14 protein-coding genes and 1 tRNA gene are annotated in these 17,602 nt (G+C 70.4%); 13 read left to right on the forward strand and 2 right to left on the reverse strand.

Annotated features, from left to right (window positions below; all coding sequences use genetic code 11):
* Positions 1-26 precede the first annotated feature (26 nt).
* From QRY02_RS15320 to QRY02_RS15335, 4 genes are all read left to right on the forward strand, one after another.
* A complete protein-coding gene (locus tag QRY02_RS15320) occupies positions 27-1,064 on the forward strand; it encodes a FecCD family ABC transporter permease (RefSeq protein WP_285992188.1) in 1,038 nt (345 codons plus the stop codon).
* Positions 1,064-2,122 (forward strand): FecCD family ABC transporter permease, encoded by a 1,059-nt coding sequence (locus QRY02_RS15325; RefSeq protein ID WP_285992189.1) that lies wholly within the window; start codon positions 1,064-1,066, stop codon positions 2,120-2,122. Before QRY02_RS15320 ends, QRY02_RS15325 begins: the two co-directional genes overlap by 1 nt.
* Positions 2,123-2,126: 4 nt before the next feature.
* Entirely contained in the window at positions 2,127-2,930 is an 804-nt protein-coding gene (locus tag QRY02_RS15330; protein ID WP_285992190.1) for an ABC transporter ATP-binding protein, read from the forward strand.
* A 79-nt stretch (positions 2,931-3,009) separates the two neighbouring features.
* Complete coding sequence (locus tag QRY02_RS15335; protein WP_285992191.1) at positions 3,010-3,495, forward strand: DinB family protein; 486 nt, start codon at positions 3,010-3,012, stop codon at positions 3,493-3,495.
* On the opposite strand, the gene QRY02_RS15340 is transcribed toward QRY02_RS15335, so the two are convergent.
* Positions 3,482-4,783 (reverse strand): lysine N(6)-hydroxylase/L-ornithine N(5)-oxygenase family protein, encoded by a 1,302-nt coding sequence (locus QRY02_RS15340; RefSeq protein ID WP_285992192.1) that lies wholly within the window; start codon positions 4,781-4,783, stop codon positions 3,482-3,484. The genes QRY02_RS15335 and QRY02_RS15340 overlap by 14 nt on opposite strands.
* A 114-nt stretch (positions 4,784-4,897) precedes the next feature.
* Between QRY02_RS15340 and QRY02_RS15345 the strand changes: the two genes are divergently transcribed.
* From QRY02_RS15345 to QRY02_RS15365, 5 genes are all read left to right on the forward strand, one after another.
* Positions 4,898-5,842, forward strand: a complete 945-nt coding sequence (locus QRY02_RS15345; RefSeq protein ID WP_285992193.1) for a methionyl-tRNA formyltransferase — start codon at positions 4,898-4,900, stop codon at positions 5,840-5,842.
* A gap of 55 nt (positions 5,843-5,897) precedes the next feature.
* Entirely contained in the window at positions 5,898-7,988 is a 2,091-nt protein-coding gene (locus tag QRY02_RS15350; RefSeq protein ID WP_285992194.1) for an alpha-galactosidase, read from the forward strand.
* Positions 7,989-8,100: 112 nt separating this feature from the next.
* Positions 8,101-9,372 (forward strand): extracellular solute-binding protein, encoded by a 1,272-nt coding sequence (locus tag QRY02_RS15355; protein WP_285992195.1) that lies wholly within the window; start codon positions 8,101-8,103, stop codon positions 9,370-9,372.
* Positions 9,354-10,316: a carbohydrate ABC transporter permease gene (locus QRY02_RS15360; RefSeq protein ID WP_353069121.1), complete on the forward strand. Its 963-nt coding sequence runs from the start codon at positions 9,354-9,356 to the stop codon at positions 10,314-10,316. The genes QRY02_RS15355 and QRY02_RS15360 overlap by 19 nt, the downstream gene beginning before the upstream one ends.
* Complete coding sequence (locus QRY02_RS15365) at positions 10,313-11,134, forward strand: carbohydrate ABC transporter permease (RefSeq protein ID WP_285992197.1); 822 nt, start codon at positions 10,313-10,315, stop codon at positions 11,132-11,134. The genes QRY02_RS15360 and QRY02_RS15365 overlap by 4 nt, the downstream gene beginning before the upstream one ends.
* A 243-nt stretch (positions 11,135-11,377) precedes the next feature.
* Here QRY02_RS15365 and QRY02_RS15370 read toward each other — a convergent pair whose 3' ends face one another.
* Positions 11,378-13,015, reverse strand: a complete 1,638-nt coding sequence (locus tag QRY02_RS15370) for an ABC-F family ATP-binding cassette domain-containing protein (protein WP_285992198.1) — start codon at positions 13,013-13,015, stop codon at positions 11,378-11,380.
* Between the two features lie 146 nt (positions 13,016-13,161).
* On the opposite strand from QRY02_RS15370, the gene QRY02_RS15375 reads away from it, so the two are divergent.
* From QRY02_RS15375 to QRY02_RS15390, 4 genes are all read left to right on the forward strand, one after another.
* The gene (locus tag QRY02_RS15375; protein ID WP_285992199.1) at positions 13,162-14,073 is read left to right on the forward strand and encodes a PaaX family transcriptional regulator; all 912 of its coding nucleotides are present in this window, start codon (positions 13,162-13,164) and stop codon (positions 14,071-14,073) included.
* Positions 14,074-14,076: 3 nt separating this feature from the next.
* The gene (locus QRY02_RS15380; protein ID WP_285992200.1) at positions 14,077-14,856 is read left to right on the forward strand and encodes an enoyl-CoA hydratase/isomerase family protein; all 780 of its coding nucleotides are present in this window, start codon (positions 14,077-14,079) and stop codon (positions 14,854-14,856) included.
* A gap of 160 nt (positions 14,857-15,016) precedes the next feature.
* A complete protein-coding gene (locus QRY02_RS15385) occupies positions 15,017-17,230 on the forward strand; it encodes a glycosyl hydrolase family 18 protein (RefSeq protein ID WP_285993843.1) in 2,214 nt (737 codons plus the stop codon).
* A gap of 235 nt (positions 17,231-17,465) precedes the next feature.
* Positions 17,466-17,539, forward strand: a tRNA-Pro gene (locus QRY02_RS15390).
* Positions 17,540-17,602: the final 63 nt, after the last annotated feature.

A 17,602-nucleotide genomic window follows, 5' to 3' on the forward strand; every position in this document is an offset into this window, starting at 1 on the left:
CTAAATCAGTACCAGTCGGAGGTGCGGTGCGAACAGACCCCGGAGGGATCGCTCTCAAGCGACGCCCGCCACACACGGGCCGCGCGCTCGGCCTGCTGGCCGCACTCGGCGTCCTGGTTTTCCTGTGCCTGCTGAGTGTCTGGCTGGGGTCCAAGGAGATTTCGTTCGGCGCCGTCTGGCAGGTCCTGTGGCACGACGACGGCTCCGCCGACGCCGTGATCATCCACAGTGTCCGGATGCCGCGCACCCTCCTGGCGGTGCTGGTCGGCGCCGCGCTCGGCCTGGCCGGCACGCTCATGCAGGCGTTGACCCGCAACCCGCTCGCCGAACCGGGGCTGCTCGGCGTCAGCGCCGGCGCCGCGTTCGCCATCGTCTTCTCCATCACCGTGCTCGGCGTCAGCTCCCTCTACGGCTACATCTGGTTCGCCTTCGCCGGTGCGCTCGCCGCGACCACCGTCGTCTACTTCCTCGGCACCCGGGGCCGCACCGGCTCGAGCCCGGTCAAGCTGGCTCTCGCCGGAGCCGCCGTCACGGCGCTGCTCGGCTCGTTCACCAGCGCGATGGTGCTGACGGACCCGGTGGCGCTCAACCGGTTCCGGTTCTGGTCGGCCGGTTCGCTCGCCGGCGTCGACGGCGGATCGCTGCTGCGGGTCCTCCCGTTCCTCCTCGCCGGCGCGGTGCTGGCGATCGCCAGCGGCCCCGCGCTGAACAGCCTCGCCCTCGGCGACGACGTCGCGGTGGCACTCGGGCGGCGGCTGGGCCCGCTGCGGCTGCGCGGCGCCCTGGCCGTCACCCTCCTGACCGGCGCTTCCGTCGCGGTCGCCGGCCCGATCGTGTTCCTCGGCCTGATCGTCCCGCACGCCGTGCGGTTCGTCATCGGGCCGGACCACCGGTGGCTGCTGCCCTACACCGCGGTCCTCGCGCCCTGCCTGCTGCTGGCCGCGGACATCCTCGGCCGGATCATGGCGCGGCCCGGCGAGGTCCGCGCCGGCGTGATCGTCGCCTTCCTCGGTGCGCCGTTCTTCATCTACCTGGTCCGCCGCCGCAAGCTGGTGGAGGCCTGATGAGCCTGCTGCAGGTGCGGCGCGACCGCGTCACCTTCCGCCTCGCGAAACCCGCGGTGTCCGGCCGGATCCGGCTCCGGCTGGTCGCCGTCTCGCTCGCGCTCGCCGTGCTGGCGTTCGCGTTGTTCTGCGTGGGCATGACGCTCGGCGACGTCCCGCTCGGCGTGTCCGACGTCCTGTCCGCCGTGTTCGGCTGGGGCGACAGCGGCACCGCCTACATCGTGCAGGAGCTGCGGCTGCCGCGGGCGCTGACCGGGCTGCTGGCCGGGCTCGCGTTCGGCGCGTCCGGCGCGGTGTTCCAGACCATCACGCGCAACCCCCTGGCCAGCCCGGACCTGATCGGCATCAACGCGGGCGCGGCCACCGCCGTCGTCGCCGGGATCTCCTTCGGCTTCGGCGGCGGCCTCGGCACGACCACGCTCGGCCTGCTCGGCGGGTTGCTGACCGGGCTGCTCGTGTACGTCCTCGCGTGGCGGCGCGGCACCACCGGCTACCGGATCATCCTGGTGGGCATCGGCATCTTCGCGATGTGCACCAGCCTGACCGACTACCTGCTCAGCCGCGCGCAGATCACCGAAGCCCAGGCGTCGATCGGCTGGCTCGTCGGCAACCTCGCCAACCGCGGCTGGGAGCACGTCGTCCCGCTGGCCTGCGCGCTGGCGGTGCTGCTGCCGCTGGTGCTGGCCCTGTCCCGGTGGATGCGCACGCTGCAGCTCGGCGACGACGTGGCGGCCGGGCTCGGCACGCCGGTGCAGCCGGTGCGGCTGGGCCTGCTGCTGGCCGGCGCCGGGCTGGTGGCCTTCGCGACGGCGTCCGCGGGCCCGGTCTCGTTCGTCGCGCTGACCGCGCCGCAGATCGCGCAACGCCTGGCCCGCCAGGCGTCCCCGCCGCTCACCGCCTCCGCGCTCACCGGCGCGGTGGTGGTGCTGGGCAGCGACATCCTGGCCCGCACGCTCACGGCGTCCCCGCTGCCGGTCGGCATCGTGACCGGCGCGCTCGGCGCCCCGCTGCTGCTCTGGCTGCTGGCCAGGGCCAACCGATCCGGCTCCGGAGGCTGAGAAGATGACACCGTCCCTGCGCGTGCAGGACCTGCGCGTCGCCTACGACGACCGGGTCGTCATCGACGGCCTCGACCTCGACATCCCGGCCGGGAAGATCACCGCGATCGTCGGGCCGAACGCGTGCGGCAAGTCGACGCTGCTGCGCACGCTGGCCCGGCTGCTCACGCCGAAGTCGGGCGGGGTGTACCTCGACGGCCGTTCGATCCACGACCTGCCGACCCGCCAGGTCGCCCAGCGGCTCGGCATCCTGCCGCAGTCCCCGGTGGCGCCCGAGGGCATGACGGTGGCCGACCTCGTCGGCCGCGGCCGCGCCCCGCACCAGAGCTGGTGGCGCCAATGGTCCACATCGGACGAAGGCGCGGTCCGCGCGGCCCTGGAAGCCACTTCGCTGCTGGACCTCGCCGACCGCCCGGTGGACGAGCTGTCCGGCGGCCAGCGCCAGCGGGCGTGGATCGCGATGGCGGTCGCGCAGGGCACGCCGGTGCTGCTGCTCGACGAGCCGACGACGTACCTCGACCTGGCCCACCAGATCGACGTGCTGGACCTGGTCGTCGACCTCAACCGCGCCGAGGGCCGCACGGTGGTGATGGTGCTGCACGACCTCCCCCAGGCGTGCCGGTACGCCGACCACGTGATCGCGATGAAGGCGGGCCGCGTGGTGGCCGGCGGCGAGCCGGCGTCGGTGATCACGGAGGCCCTGGTCGAGGAGGTCTTCGACGTCCGCTGCCAGGTCACCCCGGACCCGGTGAGCGGGACGCCGATGGTGATCCCGATCAGCCGCCACCACCCGGCACCGGTGCACTAGCGCTATCCTGGGGCCCGGCCTTCCTCACCGTCTCCGAGGACCGATCCGGCCGAATCCCCCACCAAGGAAGCTGACTGCCGTGTACGTGCTGCCCGAAAAGACCACCGGCTCCGAACGCGAACTGCTGGAGGCCATGCTCGATCGCGGCCGCCTCGCGCTCGTCGAGAACGCGCGCGGCCTGTCGGAAGCGGACGCCCGGCGCCGGCTGGTCCCGTCCCTGACCACGCCGATCGCCCTGGTCAAGCACGCCGCCGTCGCCGAGCGCCGCTGGTTCCAGTGGCTCATCGCCGGGCTCGACGAGGCCGAGATCGACGGGCCATCTACCCCCGGAGATCCCAGTTTCGTGGTCACCGACGAGGAAACGGTCGACGACGTGATCGCCGAGTACGAGCGGACCAGCGCGCGCTCACGCGAGATCGCGGCGGGCTTCTCGCTCGACGACCGGTGGACGCACCCGGTCGTCGGCGAGGTCACCCTCCGGTTCGTCTACCTGTTCCTGATCGAGGAACTCGCCCGCCACACCGGCCACGGCGACATCCTCCGGGAGCAGCTCAGCGCGCGCTGACCGCGAACTCCCCGGCCGGCTCCGCGACCACCCGGCGGTCCACGACGGACTGCAGGATCTCCCCCACCCGCATCGCGGTGTTCGACAGCAGCGACGACGTGATGCCGTGGGTGTGCTCGGTCCCGCCCTGCAGGTAGATCCCGCCGCGCAGGGGCGGTTCGGTCGCCAGCCGGTAGTCGCGTTCGACGCGGAGCCGGCCTTCTTCGTCGCGCAGGCACCGCGGGCCCAGTTCGCCGAGCAGCGGCGTCGGGTCCGCGGGCCGGTACCCCGTGGCGTAGACGACCGCGTCGGCCTCCAGGACCGTGCGCTCGCCCGTCGTCAGCGACTCGACCGTCACCGTTCCGGTGTCGGTCACCTCGACCGGGCGGGAGACGTTGAACAGCCGCAACCGTTCCACGCCCAGCACCTTCTCGCGGTAGACCCGGCGGTAGAGCTCGTCGATCAGGTCGATGTCGACGGCCGAGTAGTTCGTGGCACCGTGGTAGCGCATCAGGCGGTCCTTCACCGGCTCGCCCGCGCGGTAGAACTGGTCGACGGCTTCCGGGTCGAAGATGCGGTTGGCGAACGAGCTGTCGTCGGCCGGGCTGTAGCCGTAGCGGGCGAACACCGCGCACACCTCGGCGCGGGGGAACTCCTCGTGCAGCAAGGCGGCGACCTCGGCCGCGCTCTGCCCGGCACCGACCACGACGAACCGCTTCGGGTCGGCACCGCGCAGCGCGTCCACGCGGAAGAGCAGTTCGCTGTTGTGCCAGATCCGGGCACCGGAGGTGACGCCGTCGGGCAGCTGCGGCCGCAGCCCCGTGCCCATCACCAGGTTCCGGGCGCGCAGGCAGGAGCCGTCCGAGGCCCGGACGTCGAAGTAGGCGACTTCGGAACCGTCGTACACCGGAGTCACGGAGACGACCTCGGTGCCGTAGGAGACGACGTCGTCGACCTTGGCGGCCGCCCACTCGAAGTAGTCGTGGAACTCGACCCGCAGCGGGAAGAGGTTCTTGTGGTTGATGAAGTCGACCAGCCGCCCGGCCGCGTGCAGGTAGTTGAGAAAGCTGAACTCACTGGTCGGGTTCCGCATGGTGACCAGGTCCTTGAGGAACGACACCTGCATGGTCGCGGTGTCGATCAGCATCCCGCGGTGCCAGCCGAAGCGCGGCTGCCGCTCGAGGAAGTGCGCGGTCACCGGCTCCCCGGCGCCCGCGTCGTTGTGCTCGGCGAGGGCGATCGCGAGCGCGAGGTTCGACGGCCCGAAGCCCACGCCGACGATGTCGTAGATCGGGACCTCTGCAGCCATGTTGCTCCCTCGCGTGCTCCGGTACGGTTCAGGGAACCCTAACCTAACTTAGGCGAGCCTCGCCTAGTACGTTCGTGGTGATGTTCGTCCCCCGATCATGAAAGGCACTCTCGAATGCGCGTGGCGATGTTCGGCTACCAGACCTGGGGGCACCGGACCCTGCGGGCGCTCATCGACGCCGGCCACGAGGTCGCCCTCGTGGTCACGCACCCGAAGAGCGACCACGCCTACGAGCGGATCTGGGCCGATTCGGTCGCCGACCTCGCCGAGGAGAACGGCATCCGGGTCCTGTTGCGCACCCGCCCCGACGACGCCGAACTGCTGGCCGAGCTGAAGGCGGCGGACCTCGACCTGATCGTGGCGAACAACTGGCGGACCTGGCTGCCGCCGGAGATCTTCGAGCTGCCGCGCCACGGCACCCTGAACATCCACGACTCGCTGCTGCCGGCCTACGCGGGCTTCTCACCGCTCATCTGGGCCGTGATCAACGGCGAGCCCGAGGTCGGCGTCACCGCCCACATGATGGACGGCGAGCTCGACGCCGGCGACATCGTGCTGCAGCGCGCGATCCCGGTCGGGCCGGCCGACACCACGACCGACCTCTTCCACCGCACGGTCGACCTCATCGCGCCGATCACCGCCGAAGCCATCTCCCTGATCGAGACCGGCTACACGCCGGTGCCGCAGGACCGGTCGAAGGCCAGCTTCTTCCACAAGCGAGCCAAGCGGGACAGCTTGATCGACTGGACGCTGCCACCGGAGGACCTCGAGCGGTTCGTGCGCGCGCTGTCGGACCCGTACCCGAACGCCTTCGCCTACCACCGCGGCGAGGAGCTGCGGATCATCAAGGCTTCCGTGTCGCAGGGCCACTACGGCGGCACGCCGGGCCGGATCTTCATCCGCGAGGGCGACGGCGTGGTGATCGTCGCCGGGCCGGACGCCCGCCGCGGACAGTCCCCCGGCCTGCTGGTCGAGCGCGTCCGCACCGCCGACGGGACCGATCTGCCCGCGCACGAGTACTTCAAGACGATGGGCGGGTACCTCACCGACCGCCCGTGACCGGTGAGCGGGACATCTCTTGGCGGCGCCCGCGCCGGTGAGCAGGATGTCCCGCATGGCCGGGATCAGCTTCCTCGACGAGCACCGCACGTGGGTGCTGACCGGGAACTCGAGCACGTACGCGCTGCGGCTCGACGAAGACGACGTCCCGGCCCACGTCTACTGGGGACCCGCGCTGTCCGACGCCGAAGTCGTCGAGCTGGCCGGGAAAACGCTTCCTTGGTGGGACGGCTTCAACGATCCGAACGAGGGACTCGCTGAACTGGCCGCCGACGGCGGGACCCGGTACTGGACGCCCGCCCTGCAGGTCCGCTTCGCCGACGGGACGCGAGCTCTCGAATGGCGGTACGAGGACCACGAGATCACCGCCGGGCACCTGCGGCTGTTCTTCCAGGACCGGCACTACCCGCTGCGGATCACCCTGCACTACCGGCTGCGCGGCGCGGTCCTCGAACGCTGGACCGAGCTGAGCGCCGACACCGACGTCGAGGTCGTCCGGGCCGACTCGGCCACCTGGGCGTTGCCGGTCTTCGAGGACTACCGGCTCAGCCACGTCACCGGCCGCTGGGCGGCGGAGACGCAGCTGCACCGGTCACCGGTGCCGCACGGGGAAACCGGCTTCGGGAGCCGTCGCGGGATCACCGGCCACCACGCCAACCCCTGGGTGATGGTCGACGACGGCACGGCGACCGAGCGCCACGGCGAGGTCTACGGCGTCGCGCTGGCCTGGAGCGGCTCGTGGCGCCTGACCACCACCCGTTCGTCGACCGGACGGCTGACGGTCAGCGGTGGTTTCGGCCAGGACGGCGTCGTCCACCGCGTCGGACCGGGCCGTCCGCTCACCACCCCGGTTTCCGCCGGGTTGTACACCGACGGCGGGTTCGGCGCGGCGAGCCGCGCGTGGCACGCGTACGTCCTCGAGCACGTCCTGCCCCACCCGGAAGAACTGCGCCCGGTGCTCTACAACTCGTGGGAGGCCACCGGATTCGACGTCACCGAGGCGGGGCAGCGCGCGCTGGCCGAGCGGGCGGCGGCGCTCGGCGTCGAGCTGTTCGTGATGGACGACGGCTGGTTCGGCGCGCGCACCGGCGACCACGCCGGGCTCGGCGACTGGCAGGTCAACCGCGCCCGCTTCCCCGACGGGCTCAAGCCCCTCGTCGATGCGGTGCACGGGCTCGGCATGCGGTTCGGCATCTGGGTCGAACCCGAGATGGTCAACCCCGACAGCGACCTCTACCGCGCCCACCCGGACTGGGTGCTGCACCACCCGCACCGGCGCCGCTCGGAGCTGCGGCGGCAGCTGGTGCTCAACTTCGCGCGCCCGGACGTCGCCGGGTGGGCGCACGAATGGCTCGACCGGCTCGTCGGCGAGCACGGCGTCGACTTCCTCAAGTGGGACATGAACCGGCCGTTCAGCGAAGCGGGCTGGCCCGGCGAAAGCGACCAGGACCGGCTGTGGGTCGAGCACACCCGCGCGGTGTACGCGCTGCTCGACCGGCTGCGCGCGGACCACCCGGGGCTGCGGATCGAGTCCTGCGCGGGCGGTGGCGGCCGGATCGACCTCGGCGTGCTGGCCCGCACCGACCAGGTCTGGACCTCCGACAACACCGACGCGCTCGACCGGCTGCGGATCCAGCACGGCTACGGCCAGCTCTACCCCGCCCGCGCGATGGCGGCCTGGGTCACCGACAACCCCAATTTCGTCACGGCCCGTTCGGTGCCGCTCGAGTTCCGGTTCCACGTCGCCATGGCCGGCGTGCTCGGCCTCGGCGGCGACATCGTGCACTGGCCCGCCGACGACCTCGCCGCGGCGCGGGATCTCGTGGCGCTTTACAAGGACATCCGGCCGGTCGTCCAGCACGGCGCCCTGCACCGGCTCCGGCCACCGGCCGACGACGGCGTGACCGCGCTGCAGTACGTGCACGGCGATCGCGTGGTCGTGTTCGAGTACCGGCAGGCCGCGCACTTCGGCGAGCCGGCGCGGCCCCTGCGGCTGGCCGGCCTCGATCCCGCTCACCGGTACCTGGATCCGGACTCCGGGGCCACGCACAGCGGAGCCGTGCTCCTCGCCCGCGGATTGCCGCCCGGCCTCCCGACCGGCGACTTCGCCAGCAGAGTCGTCCGCCTCAACCGCGTAAAGATCTGATCTATCCGGCCGTTCGCCGCACTTTCGACGGCATTCGACGCTTGACACTCCCGTAAACGTCCGATCGAATGCCTCATACATCACATATGGTGGGTGACGGAAGGCGGCGGTCATGAGACGGTTCCTGACGCTGGGAGCAGCGGCGCTCCTGGCGGTGAGCGCGTGCTCGGTCGGATCGAACACCGGCGGTGGCGGCGACGCGGAGATCACCTTCCTGACGTTCGAAACCCCGAACCTCACGCCGGCCTACTGGGACGCCGCCATCAAGCGCGTCACGGACAAGAACCCGGGCGTCAAGGTCAAGAAGCTCGTCGCCCCGACCGCCGACGGGCGGACGTCGTACGCGAAGCAGCTCCTGCAGTCGGGCCAGTTCCCCGACGTGATGATCGCCGTCGACTCGGCCGGCTTCGCCGAGGCGGGCAACCTCTACGCGTGGACCCCCGAGGAGCTGAAGGACTTCCAGTTCCCGCAGGCCAACCCGGTCAACGGCAAGTACTACCAGCTGCCGGCGAACACCCAGACCATCCCGCCGATCTACTACAACAAGAAGATGTTCGCCGACGCGGGCATCGCGGCGCCGCCGAAGACGTGGGACGAACTCGTCGCCGACGCCGGCAAGCTCAAGGACAAGGGGTACGCGCCGTTCACCATCGGCGGCGGCAAGGACGGCTTCCCGTCGTCGATGATCCTCTCCGGACTGGTCAGCACCGAGGTCTACGACTCGATGCCGGACTGGCTCACCCAGCGCCGTCAGGACAAGGTGAAGTTCGCCGATCCCGCGTTCCAGCACGCGTTCGCGAAGCTCGCCGACCTCGCGGCGAAGGGGTACGTGGACAAGACCAGCGTGTCCCGCGACTACGCGGCGACCGAGCAGGCGTTCCTCGACGGCCAGGGCGCGATGTACCCGATGGGCAACTGGTTCGCCGCCAACGCCGACTCGAAGAAGCACGACTTCGAGGTCGGTGTCTTCGACTTTCCCACCGAGAACGGCAAACTCGTCGTCCCCGCCTACACCGGCGGTGGCATGATCGTCAACGCGAAGGCCGCGAACCTCGACGCCGCCCGGAAGTTCGCCCTCGGTTTTCAGCTCGACAAGGACCAGCTGGACGCGTCGGTGAAGGCCGACGGCCTGTTCCCGGCGATCAAGGGTTACACGCCGCCACCCGGCGTCGGGGCGACGTTCAAGGCCGGCTACGACCTCTACACCCAGGCCGTGCAGCAGAACGCCGTGGTGCACGCGTTCCGCTGGGAGACCGCCGACGACGGGCTGCTGCCCGGGATGAAGGACAAGGTCGACCAGGCCGCCCAGGACGTGATCACCGGCCGCAAGTCCGTGGCCGACGCGTGCGCGTTCCTGGACACCGAGTGGGCGAAGGCGGGCTGACGTCCTTGACCGCCGTCGCCGCTCCCCCCGCCCCGCCCCGCCCGGTTGCCCGCCGCCGCCGACGTCGGCCGGTCTTGCCGCGGCTGGCGCACTTCGCGTCGTTCGGCGCGCCGGGCGTGCTCGTGTACCTGTGTTTCGTGATGGCGCCGATCCTGATCAGCTTCGGCTACAGCCTGACGAACTACAACCCGTTCCACCCGCCGGTGAAGTTCGTCGGCTTCGACAACTACCGGCTGCTGTTCACCGACGCGCAGTTTCTCACCGCGCTGCGGGTGACCACGGTCCTGACGCTGATCGTGGTGGTCGTGCCCAACGTGCTGGGTCTCGGCGTGGCGCTGCTGCTGGACCGGAAGGGCTGGCTGTACAACGCTTTGCGGAGCGTGTTCTTCACGCCGGTGATCCTCAGCTCGGTGGTGGTGTCGATCGTCTGGTCCCGGCTGCTCGACGACCGGGGGCCGCTCGACAGCCTGCTGCGCGGCCTGGGTGTCGCGCACCCGCCGGGGTGGCTGTCCGATCCGGACGTGGCGCTGTACTCGGTCGCGTCGATCGTGTGCTGGCAGATGCTCGGGTTCTGCGTGGTGGTCTACCTGGCCGGGCTGCAGGGGGTGCCACCGGAACTGCTGGAGGCGGCGGAGATCGACGGCGCGGGGCCGTTGCGCCGGTTCCGCGCGGTGACGTGGCCTCTGCTGGCGCCGTCGCTGACGATCAACACGGTGGTGCTGCTGATCTCGGCGTTCAAGACCTACGACTACGTCAAGGTGATCACCAACGGCGGCCCGGGTTCCGGCGCCACGGCGACGATCGCGTTCGACGTCCTGCAGACGGGGTTCGACTCGAACCACGTCGGGTACGCGTCCGCGATGGCGGTGCTGATGCTGGTGATCGTGGCGCTGGTGACGACGGTGGTGCTGAACTTCCTCCGCCGCCGGGAGGTGGACCTGTGACCCGGTTGCCGCTGCGGCCGGCGGTCGCCTTGCTGGTCAGCGCGGTCTTCTTCGTGCCGTTGTATCTGGTGCTGGCCAACGTGTTCAAGCGGGGAGAGCTGATCGCGAAGGAGCCGGCGTCGCTGCCGCTGCCGCCGACGTTGGCGAACATCCGCGCGGTGCTGACCCGGCCGGACGGGCTGTTCTGGGTCAGCTTGACCAACAGCGTCGTGGTGACGGTGCTGTCGATCCTGGTCCTGACGGTGTTGTCCGCGATGCTCGGCCACTACCTGGCGCGCTCGGGCAAGCGGTGGACGAAGGTGCTTACCTTGGTCCTGCTGGCCGGGTTGATGATTCCGCCGCAGGTCATCCTGATCCCGATCACCGACGTCCTGCGCGTGACGCATTTGATGGCGACCCTGCAGGGGCTGATCCTGTTCAACGTGGGGTACTACGTGCCGTTCGGGGTGTTCGTGTTCACGGGGTTCATCCGCGGCGTGCCGGTGGAGCTGGAGGAGGCGGCCCTGCTCGACGGCGCGAGCCGCATGCAGGTGTTCTGGCGGGTGGTGTTCCCCCTGCTCCGCCCGGCAACGGCATCGGTGTTGATCTTCTTGGGCGTGTGGATCTGGAACGACTTCATCGACCCGCTGATCATCTTGGGCCCCAGCCAGGGAACAACGATCACGACGGGCATCTACCGGTCGATCGGCCAGTACCAGGCTGATCTGGGGAGCGTGTTCGCGCTGATGTTCCTGGCGACGCTGCCGGTGTTGATCTTTTATCTGGCGCTGCAGAAGCAGTTCGTGAAGGGCTTGACCGGTGGGGCGACAAAGGGGTGAGGCGCTCACCCTCGAGAGCACCGCTCACCCTCGAAAACGGGCAGCGCTCCGACTCGAGAGCGCCGCTCTCACTCCAACGGCGAGCTGTGCTCGCTTTCGAGAGCGCTGCTCACCCGCGACAGCCAGCACCGCTCACCGTTGAGAGCACTGCTCACAACCACCTCAACCTAGTGCTCCAAAGCGAGAGCACTGCTCACCAGCGCCGAGAGTCGAGGGTCGAGGCGAGAGCCGCACCACCGCAGATCACAGCTCGCTGACCTTCCCGTCCTCAACCACCAACCGGCGCGTCACCTGGACAGCATCGAGCATCCGCCGATCATGCGTGACCAGCAGCAGCGTCCCCGGGTACTTGTCCAGCGCCGCCTCCAGCTGCTCGATCGCCGGCAGATCGAGATGGTTGGTCGGCTCGTCCAGCACCAGCAGGTTGACCCCGCGCGCCTGCAGCAAGGCGAGCGCCGCCCGCGTCCGCTCGCCCGGTGAGAGCGTTGCCGCCGAGCGCATGACGTGCGCGGCCTTCAGGCCGTACTTCGCCAGCAGCGTCCGCACCTCCGCGTCCGCCAGCTCCGGTACCTCGCGGGCGAACGCCGAAAAGAGCGGGACGTCACCCAGGAACAGCCGTCGCGCCTGGTCGACCTCGCCGACCACGACGCCCGGTCCCAGCGCGGTCGTCCCCGCGTCCAGAGCCACCCGGCCGAGCAGCGCCGCCAGCAAAGTCGACTTGCCCGACCCGTTCGCCCCGGTGATCGCGACCTTGTCCGCCCAGTCGATCTGCAGGTCGACCGGCCCGAGCGTGAACCCGCCCCGCCGGACCTCCGCGCCACGCGCAGTCGCGACCACCGCCCCGGCCCGCGGGGCCGCGGCGATCTCCATCCGCAGCTCCCACTCCTTGCGCGGTTCCTCGACGACCTCCAGCCGCTCGATCATCCGGTCGGTCTGCCGCGCCTTCGACGCCTGCTTCTCCGTGGCCTCGGAGCGGAACTTGCGCGCCGCCTTGTCGTTGTCCGGCTGCTTCCGGCGGGCGTTCTTGACGCCCTTCTCCATCCACGCCCGCTGCATCCGCCCGCGCGCCTCGAGCGACGCCTTCGTGTCGGCGAACTCCTCGTACTCTTCGCGCGCGTGCCGCCGGGCGACTTCGCGCTCCTCGAGGTACGCCTCGTACCCGCCGCCGTAGACGTTCACCTGCTGCTGGGCCAGGTCCAGCTCGACGACGCGGTCGACGGTCCTGGCCAGGAACTCGCGGTCGTGGCTGACCAGCACGGTCGCCGCGCGCAGACCCGAGACGAACCGCTCCAGCCGGGCCAAGCCGTCCAGGTCGAGGTCGTTCGTCGGCTCGTCGAGCAGGAAGACGTCGTAGCGGCTCAGAAGCAGCGAAGCGAGCCCCGCGCGCGCCGCTTGGCCGCCCGAGAGCGACGTCATCGGCTGGTCCAGGTCCACGGCCAAGCCGAGGTCGGCGGCCACTTCGGCGGCCCGGTCGTCGAGGTCGGCGCCGCCGAGGGCGAGCCACCGGTCGAGCGCCGTCGCGTACTGGTCGTCCGCGCCCGGCGAGCCCGCGGTGAGTGCCTCGGTCGCCTCGTCGAGGTCGGCCTGGGCCGCCGAGACGCCGGTGCGCCGCGCCAGGAAGGCCCGCACCGACTCGCCTTCGCGCCGTTCCGGCTCCTGCGGCAGGTGCCCGACGGTCGCGGCCGGCGGGTTCAGCCGGACCTCGCCGCTGTCCGGCTTCGCGAGCCCGGCGAGGGTCCGCAGGAGGGTCGATTTGCCGGCGCCGTTGACCCCGACCAGGCCGACGACGTCCCCGGGCGCGACGACGAGATCGAGGCCGGAGAAGAGGGTGCGGTCACCGTGGCCGGCGGCCAGGTCCTTCGCGACGAGAGTTGCGCTCATGAGGTAACCGAGTCTACGACCCCGTCGCGAACTGTCAGATCAAGGTCAAAACCACCGGCTGTGTGTGTCCCGTGGCGCTTTGATCACTCACTGTGGGTACCCTGTTCGGTTGTCAGTCCCGCAGCGCAGTGAGGTCGGTGAACAGCATGGGCGAGCCCGCTCCCCCGGTCACCCTCGGCCGCAGGCCGAAGCCGAGGGAAGGCCGGTCGTCCGCGCCACGGCCCACGGTGAGCCGGCGCCGCGAGGTCAGTCACGCCAGCGCGCGGTCACTGCTGATGACCGTCCTCGGCGAGTACGCGCTGCCCCGGGACAAACCGGTCTGGACGTCGATGCTGGTCGAGGTGCTGGGCATCCTCGACATCGAGGAGAAGTCCGCGCGGCAGGCGCTGGCCCGCTCCGCCGCCGAGGGCTGGGTGGTCTCCGAGCGAGTCGGGCGCCGCGTGCGCTGGTCGCTGACCCCGCCGGGGCGCCGCCTGCTGACCGAGGGCGCCGATCGGATCTACGCGTTCGGCCGCGAGGAACGCCACTGGAACGGGCAGTGGCTGATGCTGATCGTCTCCGTGCCGGAGGCCAAGCGCGACCTTCGGCACCGGCTGCGCACCCGCCTGACCTGGGCGGGCTTCGGCTCGCCGGTCGCCGGCGTGTGGGTCAGCCCGGACCTGTCCCGGCAGCGCGAGGCCCAGCAGATCGTCAACGACCTGGGCCTCGAGGCGCAGGCGATGTCGTTCACCGCCGCCTACGGCGAGGTCGGCGAACAGGAGTCCATGGTCGCCCGGTCCTGGGACCTGACCGACCTCAAGGACCGCTACGAGGACTTCATCGACCGCTTCACCGGCCTGCACCCCACCGGCGGCCGCGCCGTGCTGCGCGCGCAGACCGAGCTCGTCCACGAATGGCGGCGGTTCCCCTTCCTCGACCCGCAGCTGCCCGCCGAGCTGCTCCCGGCGAAGTGGAGCGGGACGAAGGCGGCGGAACTGTTCCATCACAAACACGTCGACTGGCGTCCCGAGGCCCAGCAGTATTGGGACGACATCGTCGAAGCCGAAGAAGCAGGGTGAGCAATGACTGAGCAGGTCCGCCTCGATCGTGACGGCGGGCTCGCCGTCCTGACCGTCGACGCTCCGCCGTTGAACCTCTACACGGCTTCGCTGCAGTCCTCGCTCGCCTCGGCGATCGGCGAGCTGGAGGCCGAACCCGCGCGGGCGCTGCTGATCCGCGCCGAAGGCAAGATCGTCAGCGGCGGCGTCGACGTCTCGCTGTTCGACGCCCAAGGCTCGCCCGCCGAGGCGAAGGTGCTCTTCGACGAGATGCTCGCGGTGCCGGACCGGATCGCGGCGCTGCCGTTCCCGACGGTGTTCGCCGCCCACGGCCTGTGCTTGACCTGGGCGTTCGAGGTGGCCGTGGCCTGCGATGTCATTCTCGCCGCCGAACGCGCGAAGTTCGGCCTGGTCGAGAAGGTCGTCGGCCTGACGCCGACGATGGGCGGCACCCAGCGGCTCGCCGCGCGGGCCGGCGTCGGGCGCGCCAAGGAGTTCGTGATGACCGGCGACACCTACGACGCCGCGACCCTGGAACGCTGGAACGTCGTCAACCGCGTCCTGCCGAGCGAGGGTTTCGACGACGCGGCGCGGTCGTTCGCCCGCCGGCTGGCCGAGGGACCGACCCGCGCCCACGCGGCGACCAAACGCGTCCTCGACCACTTCTCGGCCGGCGGCGTCCCCGAGGCGAACGCGCACATCACGACGATCGCGGCCGAGCTCTTCGAGACCGAGGACCTCCGCAACGCGGTGAAGTCGTTCCTCGCCGACGGACCGGGGAAAGCGACCTTCTCGGGGCGTTAACCGTCCGTTCGGACACCGGTTGCCGCCGTTCGGGCCTGCGCGGTTCTCCCCGTACCGGGTTACATTCGATGTGGTCTAGACCACATCGTCCCCGCCTCGTGCCGCTTGGAGAACCGCCATGAGACGCACTCCCGCACGACTACGCTCCGCACTCGCGGCCTTGCTCATCGCACTCGGCGGCACCGCGGCGCTCGCACCACCCGCCGCCGCAGCCGGTTCGCTGACCGCCCCCCTGGCGATGAACGGCACCACCGGCACCTACACCGTCGCCAACACCGGAACCGCGTCGGTGAGCAACTGGGCGATCACCTTCACGCTGCCCGCCGGCGTCACCGCCTCGACCGGCGAAAACGGCACGGTGACGCAGGACGGCACCCAGGTCACGCTGACCCCCGCCTACTACATCGCGACGCTGGCGCCGGGCCGGAACACCTACCCGTACAGCCCGACTTTCCGGCTCAGCGCCGCCGCGACGCCGACGCAGTGCCGCGTCGACAACGCCAACTGCGACGGTTCACCGGACACCCCGCCGGGCGCGCCGGCGAACCTGCGCCTGGTCGCGAAGACGACCAAGACGGCCGCGCTGGCGTGGAACGCGTCGGCCCCTGGGTCGCTTCCGGTGACCGGGTACGACGTCTACCAGGGGACTTCCCTGGCCGCGTCGGTGACCGGGACGAGCGCCACGGTGTCCGGGCTCGCTCCGGGCACGGCCTACTCGTTCACGGTCAAAGCCAAGGACGCCAAGGGGAACACCTCCCCGGCGAGCACTTCTCTGACCGTGACGACGAACAACCCGTCCGATGACACTCAGCCGCCGTCCGCACCGAGCGGGCTGCGCTCGACGGCCGCCGATGCGGGCAGTGTCTCCCTGGCCTGGACGGCGTCGACCGACAACACCGGCGTGGTCGGCTATGACGTCTATCGCGGGTCCACCTTGGCCACGACGGTGACCACGACATCAGCGGTGGTGACCGGTTTGGCACCGTCCACTTCGTACACCTTCACGGTGCGCGCCCGCGACGGCTACGACAACGTGTCGGCGCCGAGCGCCGCGGTGACCGCCCGGACCGGCGACATCGTCTCGGGCTACGCGAAGGTCGGGTACTTCGTGCAGTGGGGCATCTACGGGCGCCAGTACTTCGTGAAGAACCTCGAGACGTCGGGTGCGGCGGCGAAGCTGACGCATCTGCTGTACGCGTTCGAGAACATCGATCCGGTGAACCTGACCTGCCTGTCCGGGGTCACCAAGGGCACCACGGCCAACCCCCAGGACCCCGGTCAGGGGGACGGCGCGGGTGACGCCGAGGCCGACTACTCGCGGCCGTTCGCGGCGGCGCAGTCGGTCGACGGCGTGGCCGACACCGGCTGGGAGTCGCTGCGCGGCAACTTCAACCAGCTCAAGAAGCTCAAGGCGAAGCACCCGAACCTGAAGGTGCTGGTTTCGCTCGGCGGCTGGACGTATTCGAAGTACTTCTCCGACGTCGCGGCCACCGACGCGTCGCGCAAGAAGTTCGTCTCGTCCTGTGTGGACACCTGGCTCAAGGGCAACATCGCGCCCTACGGCGGCGCGGGCGGGCCGGGTACCGCGGCCGGCATCTTCGACGGCATCGACCTCGACTGGGAGTGGCCCGGCAGCGCCGACGGCCACCCGGGCAACCACTGGAGCCCGAACGACAAGGCCAATCTGACCGCGCTGATGGCGGAGTTCCGCACGCAGCTGGACGCCTACGGCGCAACCACCGGCAAGCGGTACCAGCTGCACGCGTTCACCCCGGCCGATCCGGCGAAGGTCGCTTCGGGCTGGGACGTCTCCAAGATCTTCACCTACCTGGACGTCGCGAACGTGCAGGGCTACGACTTCCACGGGTCGGGCAGCGACAATTCGTGGGAGCCGAACCGCACCGGCCACCAGGCCAACCTGTACGCCGACGCGGACGACCCGTACAACTTCCACTTCAGTGCGGAAAGCGCGATCAACGCGTACACGAGCGCGGGCGTCGACCCACGGCGGCTGACACTCGGCCTGGCGTTCTACGGCCGCGGCTGGCAGGGCGTCGCCGACGGCGGAAAGAGCGGCGAGTGGCAGTCGGCAGCCGGCGCGGCGCCGGGCCAGTTCGCCGAGGAAGCGGGCACCCGCGGCTACGCGAACCTGGTGGCGGGCGTACCGGGCTGCACGGTCCACCACGACACGGCGGCGGTGGCAACCTCGTGCTACACGGGCAACGGCGGCCAGTGGTGGACGTTCGACGACGCCTGGTCGATCGGGCTGAAGACCACGTGGCTCAAGTCGCGCGGCTTGCTCGGAGTGATGGCATGGGAGATGTCGGGCGACACGGGCGCGTTGATGAACGCGGTGACCACCGGGCTCGGCTGAGGTGTTCGTTCAGCCCGCCGAACGCCCCTGTTCGGCGGACTGAACACCTTCCTTGGGCTCACCACCCGATGGGCATCGCGTTGACAGACCCGGACCCACGCAGCCGACGCGGCTTGATCGCGGGCTACGGTCCTGTCCGCGTGTTTCCGCAGGTCAGAAGGACCGCGGACCCTGGTTGCAGGGCCCTTCGGAGAGCGCGCTAGAGTACTTCTCACGCACTCAGCGAGTGCGGGTCCGGGCTGTGGCGCAGTTTGGTAGCGCACTTGACTGGGGGTCAAGGGGTCGCAGGTTCGAATCCTGTCAGCCCGACGGACAGCGGGTTTCCGCAGCTCACAGCTGCGGGGACCCGCTTTTTGCTGTGGTCATGGTGTC

It is taken from the genome of Amycolatopsis sp. DG1A-15b, from assembly GCF_030285645.1.
Lineage (GTDB): Bacteria > Actinomycetota > Actinomycetes > Mycobacteriales > Pseudonocardiaceae > Amycolatopsis.